Here is a 16,864-nt window from a genome sequence, read left to right as displayed (position 1 = left end):
CTTTGCATCCTTTACTTCTTTTGTTGACACAACCATCCGGGTCTTTGTTGTACTGGAAAGGCTGATCCCGGATACCTTTTTTACTTTAACCTTTGTCCACTGGGCATAAATCGTTCGGTTCTTTGCGGATTTAATCTTTTTATCAGACGTAATTTTGCTTCCGCCCTTTTTCTTGGTGTACCATCCTTTAAACTCATATCCTGCCCGTTTGGCAGATGGCAGAGTACCATAGAATGATCCGTATTTTATCGTCTTAGATTCCTTACTTGACTTACCGCCGTTTCCGTTAAACTTCACCACATAATCCAGTTTCGAAGGTATGGTTACCTTATTACCCTTTTTTACCTTATCGTTACCGATGCCCTTTGACTCTACAATTTCGTTGATATTCCTGCAATTCTTTCCGTAATCGAGGGTTAGGCCAGATCCATTAATTCCAGCATTCTGAAAAGCCTTAGAGTAAGCTTCTAATCCATCTATTTCATCGTCTTCCCCATACATCGCATCTTCATAGATCGGTTCTCTCAAATCCGCATTAATAGTAAGTTTCCCTTGAAGATTAACACAGCCATCGAATGTACGTATCATATTATAAACACTCTTCGGGATATCCGGAGCCTGGCGTAAGCTGGTACAGCCTGTAAAAGTCCCCAACATGTCTCTAGCATTATTTGAGATTGTATAAACCTGAGATAAGTTACTGCATCCATAAAACGTATAGCGCATAGCCGTCACGGAATCCGGAATTTCTGTTGCTGTGATCAATGAACTGCACCCCTGGAATGTACGAACCATTTCTTTCACACCACTAGGTATGGACGGTGTCTTTGTTAAACTCTTGCAATTATAGAATGTCATATACAAAGATTTAACCCCTTTTGGTATAGACGGTGCTTTTTTTAAACTTTCACATCCACTGAATGTATTTGTTAAATCTCTTACTTTTTCCGGAATCTTTGGTGCATCTTCCATACTGGTACAATCAGAAAACGTGTAAAATAAACTATTTACATTTCCTGGAAGTACTGGTGCATTCTTTAGTTTCTTACATCCTGAGAAAGTCTCATTTAAATTCGTAACTCCTGAAGGTATTTTAGGGGATTCTATGAGATTTTCACAGCCGGAAAAAGTCTCTTCCATATTTGTGACACCGGATGGTATAGACGGTGCAGACGTAACCTTTACACAGCCTTTCAGATATCCTGCTATATTTTTAACCTTCTTTGGTATGGATGGTGCTTTTTCCAGATTGCTGCATCCTGAAAAAGCATACGATATCCCTTTAGCACTTGCTGGAATTGCCGGTGCCATTGTTATACTGATGCAATCCTGGAATGCTCCATTCAAATACTCCGCTTTTGAAGGTATGTCCGGAATTTCCAGTAAATTCGTACATCCCAAAAAAATATTCGATAAATCAATAGCACTCTCTGGTAAATCAGCCACCTCTTTCAGCGCTGTACATCCGTAAAATGCACTGCTTATATCTTTTAAATTTTTGTTCCTGGGCCAGTCAGAAAATTTCTCCATACTGCTGCAATCCCAAAATACGCTATTCAGATTTACTACGCTGTCAGGGATACCTGTTACAGACTGCAGCTTTCTGCATTTTGCAAATGCATACTGCATATTATTATCTTCAAACTTCACTCCGTTTTCAAACTGAACAGATGTTATCTGACTATTTTTCGCAAATACTCCGTTTTTCCCCCGGTCTCCTGTTTTTCCTACCACAATGCCATACTCCGTATTACTGATTTTTACTTTATTCGGGACAACCACATTGAGATCACTGCCAATATATTTCCGAAGAGTTACCGTCTTCGTCTTTTCATTGACATCATAGTTCCATTTACTTGAAAAATTCTCAGTCTGAACCTGCGTTTCTGTTTCGGTCTTACCTTCAGTGGTTGACTCCGTTTCTTTCGTCCGGTTGAAAACCTCTGTATCCGGCATTTCTTCCGTAACTGTAGCTGCCAGCCCTTCTGTCTCAATTTCATCCGGAATCTCCGTTCCCACTGTGATTCCCCCGGATTCCGGCTCCGTCAGGGATTCCGTCTCCATATTATTATCTGCCTTGCTTTTCTCCCCGGGTTCTTCACGTAGCACATCATTTTCCTTAAGCTCTCCCACATTAGCTGCCTGTTCTGTTTCGCTCTGCAATTCTGCATGATCCGCTAATACAGTGATACCGGAAGTAGAAATGAGCGACGCACTAAGCAGAATGCTCATAATTCGTTTTCCTTGTTTCCATCTTTTCATAACCCACGCTTCCTTTCTGATCGTATGTACAATCTCTGTTCTCACAAAAGTACCGTAAAGTGTACTTATCTGATATACCATTACGAATATCAAATATTTATCACACTTCTACACAGAAAATTATAACATAGTTTCCAGAAATTTAAACCCATTTTTATCAATTTTTACCAGATAATCTATTTGAATTGTCCAAAAACACGCTTTTGTCTACATTTCCTTCCTGATGTGCCACAATTGTAGTACACACAGCATCACCGGTTATGTTGACAGCAGTCCTTACCATGTCCAGAATACGGTCTATCCCCATAATCAGTGCAATCCCTTCTACCGGGAGTCCAACTGCCTGGAAAACCATGGACAGCGTAATCAGCCCCACGCCTGGAACTCCCGCTGTACCAATGGAAGCCAGGGTGGCTGTAGCGATTACAGTCAGATAATCCTGCATGGACAGTCCGATCCCAAAAGCCTGGGCAACGAATACCACCGCTGCTCCCTGCATAATGGCAGTGCCATCCATATTAATCGTAGCTCCCAGTGGTATTGTAAATGAAGAAATCTGCTTGGATACCCCCATTTCGTTTTCCAGCGTTTCAATGGAAAACGGGATCGTAGCATTGGAAGTGGCTGTAGAAAAAGCAAATCCCATGACTGGCAGAAACTTGCGTATAAAGATAAATGGATTCAATCCCGTAAAGAGCTTTAATAAGATCTGATAGGCGCCGAATCCCTGCAATGCCAATGCCAGCAGCACGGCAAGCATATATTTGAGCATAGGAACAAAGGCATCAAAACCAATGCCTGCAAATGTTTTTGCTATGAGACAAAAAACACCCAGAGGCGCTGCTTTCATGACGATGCCTGTCATATCCATCATAATATCGTTGCACTGGCTCAAGAATTGAGAGACTGTGGAAGCCTTTTCTTTGCGCTTTGCCAAAATAACCCCGATGATCAGCGCAAAGAAGATAATCTGCAGCATATTTCCTTCCGCCAGTGCAGACACAGGGTTTTGTGGAATGATTCCCAGCAGAGTGTCTGCAAATCCTACCCGGTTTATCTCAGCTGTTTCCACTTTTTCAATGCTGCCGATATCCAGCCCTCTTCCGGGACTTATGATATTCGCCACACAAAGCGCCAGGGTAATGGCTACTGCTGTGGTAAACAGGTAGAACAGGATTGTTTTTAATCCTACTTTACCAAGGGTTTTTGTATCCCCAATTGCCATACTGCCGCATACCAGAGAGCAAAATACAAGAGGGACGACCAGCATCTGCATCGCCCGAAGAAAACCATTTCCGATCACATAAAACAATCCGTCAATGATCACCGCATCTCGTATGAATCCGGACGGTATCCGGTAATGCAGAATCACACCTGCTGCTGCACCAGCCAAAAGACTGATAAATATCCAGGTGGTAAGTCCTGGTTTTCTAAAGATTTTTTCTCTCATTGTATATGCCCTCTCTTTTCCTCCTCTCTATTATCTCCCATTTTCGTAAAAAAATAACTATCCGGCTGACGGCAGGATCATTTTCTATGAAATGACCGCCGGCAATCCGGATAGTTCTTATCGTTTTTTACTCTGTTTCTTTTTCTTCTTCCTGGGGAGCTGCTAATTCCAGTTCCAGTTCCTCTAACTGCTTCTCATCTACAACCCCAGGCGCTCCGGTCATCAAACAGGATGCATCCTTTACTTTTGGAAATGCAATTACTTCGCGGATACTGTCTTCTTTTGTCATCAGCATGATCAGCCTGTCAAGGCCGAAAGCCAGCCCTGCGTGAGGCGGTACTCCGTATTTAAATGCATTTAACAGGAATCCGAAACGCTCCTCTGCCTGTTCTTTTGTGAAGCCCAGAACTTCAAACATTTTTGCCTGAATATCATTCTGGAAGATTCGGACACTGCCGCCTCCAAGTTCGGTGCCATTTAATACAATGTCATATGCTTTCGCTCTGACAGCACCCGGATCCGTATCAATTTTATCTAAATCTTCTTCCATAGGCATGGTAAATGGATGATGCATTGCCGCAAAGCGCTGCGCATCTTCTGACCACTCCAGAAGTGGGAACTCCGTTACCCAGAGGAATTTATAATCGTCCTTAGAGAGAATTCCCATATTCTTTGCAATCTCAAGGCGAAGATTTCCCAATACATCCCAGACAACCTTATTTTTATCCGCTGCAAATAACAGTAAATCTCCAGGTTCTCCGTCCATGGCTGAAACGATTGCTTTTAATTCCTCTTCTGTCATAAATTTCGCAAAGGAAGACTTAAATGTGCCGTCCGGATTGATCACCAGATAAGCAAGGCCTTTGGCACCATAGCCTTTGGCAAATTCAACCAATGCATCTATTTTCTTACGCGGCATACTTCCCTGCCCTTTGGCATTGATGCCCCGTACACTTCCACCGTTATCAAGAGCCCCTTTAAATACCACGAACCCGCAGTCCTTTACCACTTCCGATATATCATTTAATTCCATGCCAAAACGGATGTCCGGTTTATCAGAGCCGTAACGGTCCATTGCATCCTGCCATGTCATTCTCGGAATCGGAAGGGGAACATCGACACCGATGGCTTCCCTGAAGATCTTCGCAAGCAATCTTTCGTTTACTTCAATGACGTCATCAATGTCTACAAAAGACAGCTCCATATCGCTCTGTGTAAATTCCGGCTGTCTGTCTGCTCGTAAATCCTCATCACGGAAACATTTTGCAATCTGGAAGTAACGGTCATAACCGGAGCACATTAGCAGCTGCTTAAACAACTGGGGTGACTGGGGAAGGGCATAGAAGTTACCTGGATGCACACGGCTTGGTACCAGATAATCACGAGCGCCTTCCGGAGTGCTCTTTATTAAAATCGGTGTTTCTATTTCCAGGAAGCCTTCTTCTGCAAGGAAGGTACGTACAGAAGTAGCCACCTTACTTCTTAACATCAGATTTCTCTGAAGATTTGGTCTTCTAAGATCTAAATAGCGGTATTTCAAACGAAGCTCATCCTTGGTCTGGATGTTCTCCTCTACCGGGAAAGGCGGTGTATCTGATTCAGAAAGAATACGAAGTTCCGTAGCGCGAAGCTCCCATTCTCCCGTAGCCAGATGTTCATTTACCGCTCCGGAACGGTTTTCTAAAATTCCTTTGACTGCTATAACAAACTCACTGCGCAGCTTTCCGGCTTTTTCAAATCCCTCTGTACCAATATCATTTTCATCAAATACAATCTGAAGTAACCCGGAACGGTCTCTCAGATCCACAAAGATCAGGCTTCCAAGATTTCTCCTTTTCTGTACCCAGCCCATAGCAATGATCTCGGTACCAATTTCGGTCTTTGTAACCTCGGCACATCTGTGTGTTCTCTTTAGGCCTTTCATTGATTCTGCCATTTAACTTATCCTCCATCATCAAAGCGGATCCTTACATCCACCTTGTTACTTTTTATTCCCGCGAGCAGTCGTCAAACGGACACGCTGTCGCGTCCATTTGGCAACTGCCGCAAGGATCAAAAAACCCGTTGCTTGCAGCGGGGTTTTTGAATTCAATACGATCCAAAACCTGAAAATTCATTTATTCTTTCTGAGAATACCTGCTAAGCAAATAATCCAGGAATATCCGACAAAGCCACTTCTGTCTGTTCTCCGGTTTCCATATCCTTTACTCTAGCCACACCTTTTTCAAGCTCATCAGAACCGATCACAACGGTTTTCTTTGCGCCGATCTTATTTGCATATTTCATCTGTGCTTTCACGCTGCGGTCCATATAATCTGTTTCCACAATTATGCCATGGCTTCTAATTTCATTAACAAGCTTATATGCTTTAGCCTTGGCTTCTTTTCCCAGAATTCCCACATACAATTCAACAGCATCTTCCGCCGGGAGCTGCACACCTTCTTTTTCCAGGAAATATAAAATACGTTCGATTCCCATTCCAAATCCCACAGAGGGAATATCCTGCTTTTCATCAATTTCATGGATCAATCCGTCATAACGTCCGCCGCCGCAGAGTGTAAATCCTTCTGAATTCACAAATTCAAAAACTGTTTTGGTATAGTAGTCCAGTCCCCGTACAATTCCGGTATCTATTTCATAAGGGACATTTAATTCATTTAAAAGCTCCTGCAGTTCCTCAAAATGCTCCCTGCATTCCTCGTCCAGATATTCAATTGTTCTCGGAGCTTTGTCCACAATCGCTTTACAAGTATCTACTTTACAGTCCAGCACGCGAAGGGGATTTTTTAACATTCTTTCACGGCAGGTGGGACATAAATGTTCTTCATGTTCTTTTAAGTACGCAAGGAGGGCATCATTATATGTTTTACGGCATTCCTTGCAGCCGATGCTGTTAATATGAAGCTTTGCATCGGATAATCCCAATTTACGAATCAGTGTGGATACCAGTGAAATGACTTCCACTTCTGCCAGAGGACTTTTGGATCCTACAAATTCCACACCAAACTGATGATGCTGTCTGAGTCTTCCGCTCTGGGGCTTTTCATAACGAAATGCCGGGGTCACATAAAATAATTTGGTAGGTGCCGGCTGGGCATACATGTTGTGCTCCAGGTAAGCTCTCATAACCGGAGAGGTTCCTTCCGGCTTTAAGGTTATACTGCGGTCACCTTTATCCATAAACGTATACATCTCTTTTTGTACCACGTCCGTCGTTTCACCAACTCCACGCTGAAACAGCACCGTGTGTTCAAACATCGGTGTAATGATTTCAGAGATGTGGTACGTCTTAGCAAGGTCTCTTGCAATTTTTTCTACCAGGGTACGTTTGTGCATTTCTTCTCCGTACCAGTCCTGTACTCCTCTGGGTGCCTGTGTAATCATGACAAATCCTCCTAATTTCAATCTTTATATTTTCTCTGTCTAAAGGCATATCTTAAAAATCTTTGCACCAGTCGCCCGGCATAATCATTTTTCAGACCTGCTTTAATATTTCTTCAATTCCATCTTCGTGTATGACTCTTAAAAATGCAAGGAATATTTTCATATCGAAATTCTTTACTTCCGCAATCATCAGTTCTACAGCAGCATCCATTTCAAAAGACCTGCGGTAAGGGCGGTCGGAAGTTAAAGCTGCAAAGACATCACACACTCTTAAAATTCTGGCTCCAATGGGAATCTCATTTTCTGCCAGATTGGATGGATACCCGGTTCCGTCATAGTTTTCATGATGGTGCAGGATACTCTCCAGAACAACCGGGGAATACCCCTCTTTATGCAAAATTGCATAACTGAGCGTAGAGTGTGTACGAACATACCGCATCTCTTCAACCGTTAAGGTTTCTTCTTCCCGGCCATAGATATATTTTGCAAGTTCCATCTTGCCTATATCATGGAGAAATCCTGCAATTGCCATCTCGTGGCAATCATTCTCACACAGCCCCAGTTCTCTGGACACACGGCTAGCCAGATTGCTGACACATATTCCGTGGGCAATCTCTTTTGCAAGATCTATTTGTATGATGTGACATGTTCGTTGTTTACGAGTTTCTGTCATTACAATTCCCCTTCGTATAATAAGAAGCCTTTTCGCTTCCGTTCTATCATTTCATCAATACGTTCGATATAACCTTTAATATCTTTTACATTTTCGATTCGTTCGATATGTTCCTCATCCAGCACAATTTTGGTAGCTGCACCTGCGCCCAATGCCAGGATGCTCTGCTTTTCTTCCATAATCAGAATATTGTAAATGCCCGCCTTATCCGGCTTGGCATACCCTACATTTTCAAAATTTCCAGCCATATTCTTCTGCCGGTACAGATAATAAGGTGACAGTCCGCTTTTGCTGACATAGGCGGCAGTCATGTCCATAATTTCCTGATTAATGGTAAATGTCATTTCTTTATACTGGTCTTTAAACATGTTCAACCTTGCCGCGCGTTTCACAGCAAGGGAATGTACGGTAATACTTTCCGGATCCATCTCCACGACTTCCTGTAAGGTATGTTCAACCTCAGTTTTTCCCTCACCCGGAAGTCCTACAATTAAGTCCATGTTAATATTATCAAATCCTGCTTCCCGTGCCAGCGCAAAGGCTTCTTTGGTCTGCGCTACGGTATGGCGTCTTCCGATAATATTCAGCGTCTTATCATTCATTGTCTGGGGATTAATTGAAATCCGGGTGACCGGATGCTTCCGTATAGCCTGTAACTTTTCCTTGGTAATACTGTCAGGTCTTCCTGCTTCCACCGTATACTCCTGAATTTTACTAAGATCAAAACAGGAATCAATTTTGTTCATGAGACGCGTGATCTGCTCCGGTTCCAGTGTAGTGGGCGTACCGCCCCCTATATAAATCGTGTTAAGTTCACGGTTTTTATAAAGTTTGCCTGCAAACTCCATCTCCCTGCAAAGGGCATCCAGATAGGCGTCCACTTTGTGTTTCCACACGGACAGAGGGCTGGAACTAAACGAACAATAAAGGCAGATGCTTGGACAAAACGGAATACCTATATATAGACTATAACCATTTTTATAATTTATATCCTTTAAAATGTAGCTTTCCCGGTTGGCAATCATCACACTCAATGAAGTTTTTTCATTACTGCAATAATATGTATGACGCATGTATTCCGCTATTTCAGTATTCTTAAGCCCCTGCTCTAACAGCGCCATGGGAATCTTCGTAGGGCGGATACCGGTCAGTGTCCCCCAGGGCAGTTCCTGTCCGGTGCGGGCACTGAGCATCTCATAAAGGAGGCGTTTCAGCCGGTTCTTAGTATCCTTGCGGTCTGCATAATAATCCACCCTGGTGCTGCGGCTGTCCAGTTTCTCACGATCCGGTCCATAAAATGTTATGGTAATGCCGTTGTCACTATAGGAAATGATTATCTGAAGTTCAAAAGTATCTTCCAGCAGATCTTCACCGTAATAGACAGGTACATCCATCCCCGGATAGAATGCTCTCACCAGTGAATGGATATCATATTCGAAATCTTTCTTATTCAATTGTACTGCAATCATCATTGTACCTCCTGCATACCGCAGACCTGTCTGCGGTACTGCACCATTAGAAAGTTTGAAACAATTTTTGCTTCACACTTTTCCCTGTAAAACGCTATTAAGCAAAAGGATTATATTTTTTTTCGTGAGCAATATCTGTCATCGATTCATGACCGGGGCAGACCCTCGTATCTTCCGGCAGAGTGCTTAACAGCCCTTTTACCGATCTTGATAATTCCGCCTGGTTTCCGGTTGGAAAATCTGTTCTGCCGATACTTTCACAAAATAAGGTATCCCCGCTGAATAAGGTCTTTTCTTCCGGCAGGTAATAGCACGCCCCGCCCTTTGTATGTCCCGGTGTATGCAGTACTTTGATTTTGAAGCCCGCAAGTTCTGTCTCTTCCTGATCCTGAAAGAAGCGGTCTGCTTTAACGACAAACGGCAGTCCAAACATGGAGGATAAGTTTAAATTGTTATCCTCTGTGATCACCTTCTCCTGCTCCAATACACAGACCGGAACCTGGAACTCTTTTTTTAAATCCATAGCTGCACCGATATGGTCAAAATGACCATGGGTTAATAAAACAGCTGCCACTTTAACCTGAAGGCTCTTTACCTTCTGTATAATTGCCTGTGCCCTGTCTGCGGGATCAATAATAACAGCTTCTCTATTTTCTTCGTTGACTGCCAGATAACAATTGGTCTGCACCATTCCCAGCACCATCTTCTCGATATGCAGCTTACTCATACTATTTACTCCTTATCCGGTGGTACGTTCAATATCAATCACGCTCTCCACCTGTCTGATTTTTTCAATAAGACTGTTTAATACTTCCCGTCCCGGCACATCAAAGCTCATGGCAATGGTTGCCGTTCCCTGTTTGCTTGTTCTGGAATTCACGCTGGTAACATCAATTTTACGCTCCGTGAAAATCCTGGATATATCAACCAGCAGTCCGGTTCGGTTATTGCCGTAAATCTTAATCTCTGCCGTGTAAAGTCCATTAGATCCTGTCTCTTCCGGCTCCTGCCATTCAGCATCAATAAGGCGAACCCGATCTTCTCCGCCCAGATTAACGATGTTGATACAATCGGTTCTGTGGATAGACACTCCTCTGCCTCTTGTGACAAACCCTACAATTTCATCACCGGGTACCGGACTGCAGCATTTTGAAAAACGTACCGCTACATCATGAATGCCCTTCACCACAATTCCGCTCTTGGTTCTGGCAATGCGGACTTTTTCTTTTGATTCAGCTGCTTCAATAATATTTTCATCCGTGATCTGCTTCTTATGCTGTTTCTGGTACTCTTCCAGAAGTTTGTTCACCACCTGGCCTTCCTTCAGCCCGCCATGTCCAATGGCAGCTAATACCGATTCCCAGTCCCGGAAACCATACTTGCGCATCACGCTTTCCATATATGCCGGCTTAGTAATGTCGCTTACTACAATCGCTTTTGATTTGCAGTACTGGGCGAACATTTCTTTGCCTTTAATAATATTATCTTCTTTCAGTTCGTTCTTAAACCACTGGTTGATTTTATTTTTCGCCTGGGTACTCTTTACAATGCCCAGCCAATCACGGCTCGGACCTCTGGAATTCTGTGAAGTTACAATCTCAATCCGGTCTCCGTTCTGGATCACGTAATCAATATTCACAAGCTTTCCATTTACCCTGGCGCCAATCATCTTATTTCCTACTGCGCTGTGAATGCTGTAAGCAAAATCAATGGGCGTAGAACCATTGGGAAGATTTTTCACATCTCCTGCCGGTGTGAAACAGTATACGTTTTCGGCAAATAAATCCAGATCACTTTTTAAAAGGCTCATGAATTCCTTATTGTCGGACATATCACGCTGCCACTCCAAGATCTGACGCAGCCAGCTCAACTTTTCTTCTTCCTGCTCAGCCACTCCTTTTTTACCGTCGGAGCTTTCTTTATATTTCCAATGGGCAGCAATACCAAATTCTGCCGTCCGATGCATTTCAAAGGTACGAATCTGAATTTCAAAAGGCTGACCGCTGGGGCCAATCAAGGTGGTATGCAGGGATTGGTACATGTTGGGCTTAGGCATAGCGATGTAATCCTTAAAACGCCCCGGAATTGGTTTATACATCTCATGAATGACCCCAAGAGCTGCATAACAATCCTTCACGGTGTCCACAATGATCCGAACTGCAAACAAATCATAGATCTGTTCAATCGTCTTTTGTTGATTGACCATTTTTTTATAGATGCTAAAGAAATGTTTCACCCTCCCATCGATCTGCGCACGGATCCCGGCGCTCTCTACATGGAGGCTGACTTCGTCGACAATACTCTGCACAAACTGTTCCCGCTCTGTTTTACGCAGCGAAACCTTTTCCACAAGGTCATAATACACTTCCGGCTCCAGATATTTCAGAGAAAGATCATCCAGTTCCACTTTAATCTTAGAGATACCAAGCCGCTGGGCAATGGGAGCATAGATATCCATGGTTTCCCTTGCCTTTTCCTTCTGCTTTTCCGGTTTCATATACCTCAGCGTCCGCATATTATGCAGTCTGTCCGCCAGTTTAATCAAAATAACCCGAATGTCTTTCGCCATAGCCAAAAACATTTTACGCAGATTTTCCGCCTGAACCTCAACTTTATCTGCAGAATAGGACAGCTGTCCCAGTTTGGTTACACCATCCACCAGAAGTTCCACCTCTGCGCCAAATTCCCTGCGTACCTCGTCGGAAGTCAGTACCGTGTCTTCCACTACATCATGCAGAAGTCCTGCAACAATGGTTTCCTTATCCAGCTCCAGGTCTGCAAGTATAATTGCTACACTTAAGGGATGGATAATATATGGTTCACCTGATTTCCTCTTCTGATCCTGGTGGGCATCATTCGCAAGATGATACGCCTTTTCAATCAGCGAGATATCGGTAGACGGATGATATTTCCGAACACTGCTGATCAGCTCTTCATACAGAATATCCGGGCTCGTAAAATCAGCCATGCCCTTTATAATGGCATCCGCCTTTTTAATCTTATCTAATTTTTCATTTTTAATCGTCCCATTCATTGGCATTCATATCACCGTCTTCTAATTGTTATATTCGCTATAGTGTGTTTTAAAATTGCTTTCCGGCAGAGTACCTGATATCTGCGTCAGGTATGCATCTGCAACGGCGTAGTGGGCTACGATTAGCTTCACAGACGTGCACCTGGCAAAGATAGCGAGTGCTAGTTTCATAGTTATTAGTACAATGCAGTACTAGATCCCTTCGTAGCAGAGTACTGACTGAACATCGTATCCTTTCAGGCGTTCTCTGCCTTTCAGCCCCGCAAGTTCCATTAAAAATACAATCTTAACCACTTCTCCGCCCAGGTTTTCAATCAGCTTGACGCTGGCTTCTATGGTACCGCCTGTAGCTATTAAATCATCAATGATAACAACCTTTTGTCCTGGCTTTATGGCATCCTTATGAATTTCAATTTCAGCACTGCCATACTCCAGGTCATATTCCTCGGAAATTGTCTCACAGGGTAATTTCCCCTTTTTCCTCACAGGTACAAAGGAAGTATGCAAATTATATGCCAGGGGCATTCCAAAAATGAATCCTCTGGATTCTGTTCCAACAATTACATCCACCGGTATATCTTCAATTAATTCCTGCATGGAATCAATTGCAAGTTTTAATCCGTCTGCATCCTGCAAAATACTGGTAACATCTCTGAAAATAACTCCTGGTTCCGGAAAATCCGGGATACTTCTTACATAATCGTCTAGCTTCTTCATCCTGTTCTCCATTCTAAATTCAATCATTCTTCTTTATTCCCGCGGGCCCAAACGGACACGCTGGCGCATCCATTTAGTGACTGCCTCGAGGTTCAAATACCCCGTTGCTTGCAGCGGGGTTTTTGACTTATCAATTTAACTTATCCATAAGTATATCATTTATCAATCGAATTATCAATTGTAAACTCCTTCAAAATTAGACGCAAAAAAAGATGCAAAATGGTATATTTGCATCTTTTTTCTGTTATAATGTCGTATTATGTGGTTTTTTCAGTCCATAAGTTCCTGGTGCGCAAAAAACGTATCGCAGATCCTAAGCTGCCCATACCGGACTCCGATGCAGAAAATGTCATATTCTGAATTGCGGCTCCAATAGACTGCGCATCTTATAAGTTGTATACAACAAAAAATAGCCTTCACAATAGAAGACTACCAAAAGATAATACATATTAATTTATAAATGCGGAAGATGGGACTTGAACCCACACGGTATTGCTACCACAGGCACCTGAAGCCTGCGCGTCTGCCAATTCCGCCACTTCCGCGTTTTATGTAGTCACTTGCGTAACTTACATGTTACATAATACAATATTTATCACTGCTTGTCAACAAGAATTTTAAATTTTTTCAAAAATTTATACAATAAAAAAATTTTCAACTTTTTTCGATTTTAGTGTTGACATCTATTCTAACCAATGCTATAATTCTATCTGTTCGCAGCTGAGAGTTAAACGTCACAGCGGATATAACTACATAAGCGGGAGTGCTGGAATTGGCAGACAGGCAAGACTAAGGATCTTGTGTATGCATGTACGTGTGGGTTCAAGTCCCATCTCCCGCATAGTTGAAAAGAATACCTTTTAATCAGGTATTCTTTTTTTGTAGTCCAGATTACATTTGGTATCCTCAGCATCAGTAAAAAGATTAACCCCATATAAGAAAATCCAATATGACCTGTCATTTATAACCCCTCCTCACATTCTGTACCCAATATTTCCTTTGCCTCTTTACACCATTGTAAATTTGCCCAATCTGTTTGAATACCCAGTTTCAGTCATCGCGACAGATAATTTCTGCCGTCCGCTGCAATGGTGCAGAACCATTCAAAACCTTTTCATTCTTTACCATACTCTTTACCATACCCTTACCTTTTATTTTTTCCTACCAATTTCTTAATACAATCTAAAGCTTTTTTATAAATGATTTATTTCCTTGCCACACTTCGGACACAAATATTCGTTATACTAAGTATATCAAATAAAGAACAGCGGTTTTACCTAACCCTTTGTTATGTAAGCTGCCGCTGGACTCGAACAAACAACTATCCTATTATTGGTTTATATAAATCTTTTTCATAACTCTGCCAGTACTGTTAAAGTACTGGCCTCCCTCTTTATGGACATTTTATCTGTGATTCCACTTTTTTCCACACATAATAACCAAAAAAATAAGAAATAATATCTCAAAAAAGGAGTGTGCAATATGGAACCTAAAAATACCAACAATAATGATTATAAGTTCGCAGAGATTAATGCTTCATGCAAGAGTGAAATTGACGCTTTGGAAAATTCAATCGGCAATAAGTTAAATAAGCAAATTGCCATTGTTGCTTACGAACAATCTAAAGAAGAAAAATAATACTATGGCTGCCGTATAATAGATTTTGATATACGACAGCCACAGTACTTTATGTTTGAGGGAGCCAGACTGGTAACGTTGTGGGGCATCACCAGCCTGAACGAGTTGTGAAATATACCAGCTATCGCTAATATATTTTGTATATTAACACATTTATACAATTTTCTCAATATCCTAATTTGTAAAATTTTATGTTATAAGTGATAAACTTTCTTGTTATAAAATTACCCTGCCGTCGTAATAGATACGATTTTTCCGGCAGGGCACTCTGATTGTTATTTCCCTTTGTATTTAATTAATGCTTTTTTCTTATTTCCTTGCTTCTTTGCCTGTCAGGAGCCCCCCGGCACCTTTTCAGCACTTATTTAGTGCTAATATGGACTTCATCCTCATATAGTATCCAAGTATTCTATTTACTGTTGTATTTACGCAAATATTCGATTTGCTCACGATCTTCCTGATCTTTGTCTTTTGAATTACCGGATACCTGGCATAAAGCTATTACAAAAACGCCGCTGGCCATTCCGGCAAAAAACAGCCCGAAACCCATCAATATCTCCAATCCCATATGACAATCCCCCTGTAAGAATATACTTCTCTATTTATAATAATATGATAGACATATTTTTTTATACTTAATCACCGAAAGAATTAATTTTTGAGAATAACCACGAAAATCCCGGGGAATTTGAATGCTGCTTTCGTCCCCAGGATTTCATTTTATATTTTTTTCTTTTAAAAGTTAAGAAGCAATTACTTTAATGGTCCATTCATAGCCGTTCTTTGTCCAGACTTTATAGTCATTATCTTTATGATTATAGGTAATATGATCCAATTCAGGACTTGCTTTGACATTTATGATGTTCATATATTCTATGGGATTCAATTCCCAGTTTCTGCTCCTCAGATATGAATCAATTTCGTGACTGTACATTGGATGTCCTCCTGTCTGTGCTTTTTGCTTAATATTTTTTATCTGATGTTCTGCTTGATCTGCCTGATCCGTCTAATCTGTTTTATCTGCTCATCTGTTTTATCTGTTTAATCTGTTTAATCTGCTTGATCTGCTTGATCTGTCCCGCTTGATTTGCTTGACTATTTTATTTGCTGTTTTAATTTGTTAAGTTTTCTTTCTTCTTACTCCTATTTTACCAACCAAATCACATAAATAAAATAGAAATTTTTATCGATTTTAGGTAATATTTTATCTTCTTTTCGAATATTTGCCATTTGAACATAGATATATTCTGCTTTCTACCAGTTTTTCATCATAATAAAAAAAGTCTCCGCATAAACATGCTTAGACTTCCGCTCATATTTTCATTATTTAATTACCTTACTCAAAAAATTAATAATAAAAACTCCCCGAGTTGGGCTCGAACCAACAACCCTTCGGTTAACAGCCGAATGCTCTACCATTGAGCTATCGAGGAATACAAATCATATTATAAACCTTATAGGAAATATGTCAAGAGGGTTTTTGAACTTTTCCTATAATTCCATCGCCTTTTTACGACAAAATTCCCCGAAGATCAAACATCCCCGGGGTATCTAAAACACTATTATGCCAACTTTGTTTTTGCCAGTTCTGCAAGTGTTGCAAAACCTTCTGCATCATTTACAGCCATATCAGCTAAGATTTTTCTGTTCATTTCAACTTCAGCAAGCTTTAAACCATACATAAATTTGCTGTAGGATAATCCATTGATTCTTGCTGCTGCGTTGATACGAGCGATCCATAACTGTCTGAACTGACGTTTTCTTTCTTTTCTTCCTGCATAAGAACTAGTTAATGCTCTCATTACGGACTGTTTTGCTACTTTATACTGTTTAGATCTGGCACCTCTGTACCCTTTTGCCAGCTTTAATGTTCTATTATGTCTTTTTTTAGCGTTCATTCCGCCTTTAATTCTTGCCATGTCTTATTTCCTCCTTCGCCTACTCTTATAAATAAGGTAATATCTTGTTCATGTTTTTGAAATTTGTAGCATCTGTGATGATTGCTTTTCTTAAGTTTCTTTTTCTTTTGGCAGATTTTTTGGTTAAGATATGGCGCTTATAAGCTTTATTTCTTTTTAATTTACCTGTACCTGTTTTTTTGAAACGTTTAGCAGCTGCTCTGCTTGTTTTGATCTTTGGCATTGTATATGTTCCTCCTTATATTTAGACTTATCTATTTTAACTAAAAAATTCTTAACTGCGTTTTTCAGTTAAAAACATCATAATGCTTCTGCCTT

General features: G+C 41.3%; 14 protein-coding genes and 3 tRNA genes. 2 read left to right on the top strand and 15 right to left on the bottom strand.

The window, feature by feature from the left end; all coding sequences use genetic code 11:
- From ACH2DQ_RS13365 to ACH2DQ_RS13320, 10 genes are all read right to left on the bottom strand, one after another.
- Window positions 1–2,262: leucine-rich repeat protein (locus ACH2DQ_RS13365; RefSeq protein WP_395027052.1), on the bottom strand; the 2,262-nt coding region annotated here is incomplete at its 3' end.
- Window positions 2,263–2,419: 157 nt separating this feature from the next.
- Window positions 2,420–3,712: a dicarboxylate/amino acid:cation symporter gene (locus ACH2DQ_RS13360; RefSeq protein ID WP_394915885.1), complete on the bottom strand. Its 1,293-nt coding sequence runs from the start codon at window positions 3,710–3,712 to the stop codon at window positions 2,420–2,422.
- A 127-nt stretch (window positions 3,713–3,839) separates the two neighbouring features.
- The gene (aspS, locus tag ACH2DQ_RS13355; RefSeq protein WP_395027050.1) at window positions 3,840–5,648 is read right to left on the bottom strand and encodes an aspartate--tRNA ligase; all 1,809 of its coding nucleotides are present in this window, start codon (window positions 5,646–5,648) and stop codon (window positions 3,840–3,842) included.
- A 203-nt stretch (window positions 5,649–5,851) separates the two neighbouring features.
- The gene (gene hisS / locus ACH2DQ_RS13350; RefSeq protein WP_394915887.1) at window positions 5,852–7,096 is read right to left on the bottom strand and encodes a histidine--tRNA ligase; all 1,245 of its coding nucleotides are present in this window, start codon (window positions 7,094–7,096) and stop codon (window positions 5,852–5,854) included.
- Window positions 7,097–7,187: 91 nt separating this feature from the next.
- Window positions 7,188–7,769 carry an HD-GYP domain-containing protein gene (locus tag ACH2DQ_RS13345; RefSeq protein ID WP_394915888.1) on the bottom strand — a complete coding sequence of 194 codons (582 nt, stop codon included), beginning with the start codon at window positions 7,767–7,769 and terminating at the stop codon, window positions 7,188–7,190.
- Entirely contained in the window at window positions 7,769–9,238 is a 1,470-nt protein-coding gene (hemZ, locus tag ACH2DQ_RS13340) for a coproporphyrinogen dehydrogenase HemZ (RefSeq protein WP_394915900.1), read from the bottom strand. The genes ACH2DQ_RS13345 and hemZ overlap by 1 nt, the downstream gene beginning before the upstream one ends.
- A gap of 97 nt (window positions 9,239–9,335) precedes the next feature.
- Window positions 9,336–9,965, bottom strand: a complete 630-nt coding sequence (locus tag ACH2DQ_RS13335) for an MBL fold metallo-hydrolase (RefSeq protein ID WP_394915889.1) — start codon at window positions 9,963–9,965, stop codon at window positions 9,336–9,338.
- A 12-nt stretch (window positions 9,966–9,977) separates the two neighbouring features.
- Window positions 9,978–12,278 carry a RelA/SpoT family protein gene (locus ACH2DQ_RS13330; RefSeq protein WP_394915890.1) on the bottom strand — a complete coding sequence of 767 codons (2,301 nt, stop codon included), beginning with the start codon at window positions 12,276–12,278 and terminating at the stop codon, window positions 9,978–9,980.
- 186 nt (window positions 12,279–12,464) lie between these two features.
- Window positions 12,465–12,989 carry an adenine phosphoribosyltransferase gene (locus tag ACH2DQ_RS13325; protein WP_394915891.1) on the bottom strand — a complete coding sequence of 175 codons (525 nt, stop codon included), beginning with the start codon at window positions 12,987–12,989 and terminating at the stop codon, window positions 12,465–12,467.
- Window positions 12,990–13,450: 461 nt separating this feature from the next.
- Window positions 13,451–13,534: transfer RNA gene (locus ACH2DQ_RS13320), tRNA-Leu, on the bottom strand.
- A 212-nt stretch (window positions 13,535–13,746) separates the two neighbouring features.
- Between ACH2DQ_RS13320 and ACH2DQ_RS13315 the strand changes: the two genes are divergently transcribed.
- Both ACH2DQ_RS13315 and ACH2DQ_RS13310 read left to right on the top strand, forming a co-directional pair.
- Window positions 13,747–13,830, top strand: a tRNA-Leu gene (locus tag ACH2DQ_RS13315).
- Window positions 13,831–14,471: 641 nt separating this feature from the next.
- The gene (locus tag ACH2DQ_RS13310; protein ID WP_394915892.1) at window positions 14,472–14,627 is read left to right on the top strand and encodes a hypothetical protein; all 156 of its coding nucleotides are present in this window, start codon (window positions 14,472–14,474) and stop codon (window positions 14,625–14,627) included.
- A gap of 409 nt (window positions 14,628–15,036) precedes the next feature.
- Here ACH2DQ_RS13310 and ACH2DQ_RS13305 read toward each other — a convergent pair whose 3' ends face one another.
- From ACH2DQ_RS13305 to rpmI, 5 genes are all read right to left on the bottom strand, one after another.
- Window positions 15,037–15,195 (bottom strand): hypothetical protein, encoded by a 159-nt coding sequence (locus tag ACH2DQ_RS13305; protein WP_156042854.1) that lies wholly within the window; start codon window positions 15,193–15,195, stop codon window positions 15,037–15,039.
- A 174-nt stretch (window positions 15,196–15,369) separates the two neighbouring features.
- Window positions 15,370–15,561, bottom strand: coding sequence for a hypothetical protein (locus ACH2DQ_RS13300; protein ID WP_394915893.1), 192 nt, complete (start codon window positions 15,559–15,561; stop codon window positions 15,370–15,372).
- Between the two features lie 427 nt (window positions 15,562–15,988).
- Window positions 15,989–16,060 (bottom strand) — tRNA-Asn (locus ACH2DQ_RS13295).
- Window positions 16,061–16,189: 129 nt separating this feature from the next.
- Window positions 16,190–16,546, bottom strand: a complete 357-nt coding sequence (rplT, locus tag ACH2DQ_RS13290; protein ID WP_394915894.1) for a 50S ribosomal protein L20 — start codon at window positions 16,544–16,546, stop codon at window positions 16,190–16,192.
- A gap of 25 nt (window positions 16,547–16,571) precedes the next feature.
- Window positions 16,572–16,769: a 50S ribosomal protein L35 gene (gene rpmI, locus ACH2DQ_RS13285; RefSeq protein WP_394915895.1), complete on the bottom strand. Its 198-nt coding sequence runs from the start codon at window positions 16,767–16,769 to the stop codon at window positions 16,572–16,574.
- Between the last annotated feature and the right edge of the window lie 95 nt (window positions 16,770–16,864).

The sequence above is a fragment of the Robinsoniella sp. genome (assembly GCF_034124845.1).
Note: the sequence above shows the minus strand (reverse complement) of the source record. Positions and strands in the feature narration are given on the sequence as shown.

Bases quoted from the DNA above. Each gene is read 5' to 3' on its own strand.
- rplT (WP_394915894.1), bottom strand. From the start codon at position 16,546: ATGGCAAGAATTAAAGGCGGAATGAACGCTAAAAAAAGACATAATAGA.
- ACH2DQ_RS13335 (WP_394915889.1), bottom strand. From the start codon at position 9,965: ATGAGTAAGCTGCATATCGAGAAGATGGTGCTGGGAATGGTGCAGACC.
- hisS (WP_394915887.1), bottom strand. From the start codon at position 7,096: ATGATTACACAGGCACCCAGAGGAGTACAGGACTGGTACGGAGAAGAA.
- hemZ (WP_394915900.1), bottom strand. From the start codon at position 9,238: ATGATTGCAGTACAATTGAATAAGAAAGATTTCGAATATGATATCCAT.
- ACH2DQ_RS13360 (WP_394915885.1), bottom strand. From the start codon at position 3,712: ATGAGAGAAAAAATCTTTAGAAAACCAGGACTTACCACCTGGATATTT.
- ACH2DQ_RS13310 (WP_394915892.1), top strand. From the start codon at position 14,472: ATGGAACCTAAAAATACCAACAATAATGATTATAAGTTCGCAGAGATT.
- ACH2DQ_RS13305 (WP_156042854.1), bottom strand. From the start codon at position 15,195: ATGGGATTGGAGATATTGATGGGTTTCGGGCTGTTTTTTGCCGGAATG.
- ACH2DQ_RS13325 (WP_394915891.1), bottom strand. From the start codon at position 12,989: ATGAAGAAGCTAGACGATTATGTAAGAAGTATCCCGGATTTTCCGGAA.
- ACH2DQ_RS13300 (WP_394915893.1), bottom strand. From the start codon at position 15,561: ATGTACAGTCACGAAATTGATTCATATCTGAGGAGCAGAAACTGGGAA.
- aspS (WP_395027050.1), bottom strand. From the start codon at position 5,648: ATGGCAGAATCAATGAAAGGCCTAAAGAGAACACACAGATGTGCCGAG.
- ACH2DQ_RS13345 (WP_394915888.1), bottom strand. From the start codon at position 7,769: ATGACAGAAACTCGTAAACAACGAACATGTCACATCATACAAATAGAT.
- rpmI (WP_394915895.1), bottom strand. From the start codon at position 16,769: ATGCCAAAGATCAAAACAAGCAGAGCAGCTGCTAAACGTTTCAAAAAA.
- ACH2DQ_RS13330 (WP_394915890.1), bottom strand. From the start codon at position 12,278: ATGCCAATGAATGGGACGATTAAAAATGAAAAATTAGATAAGATTAAA.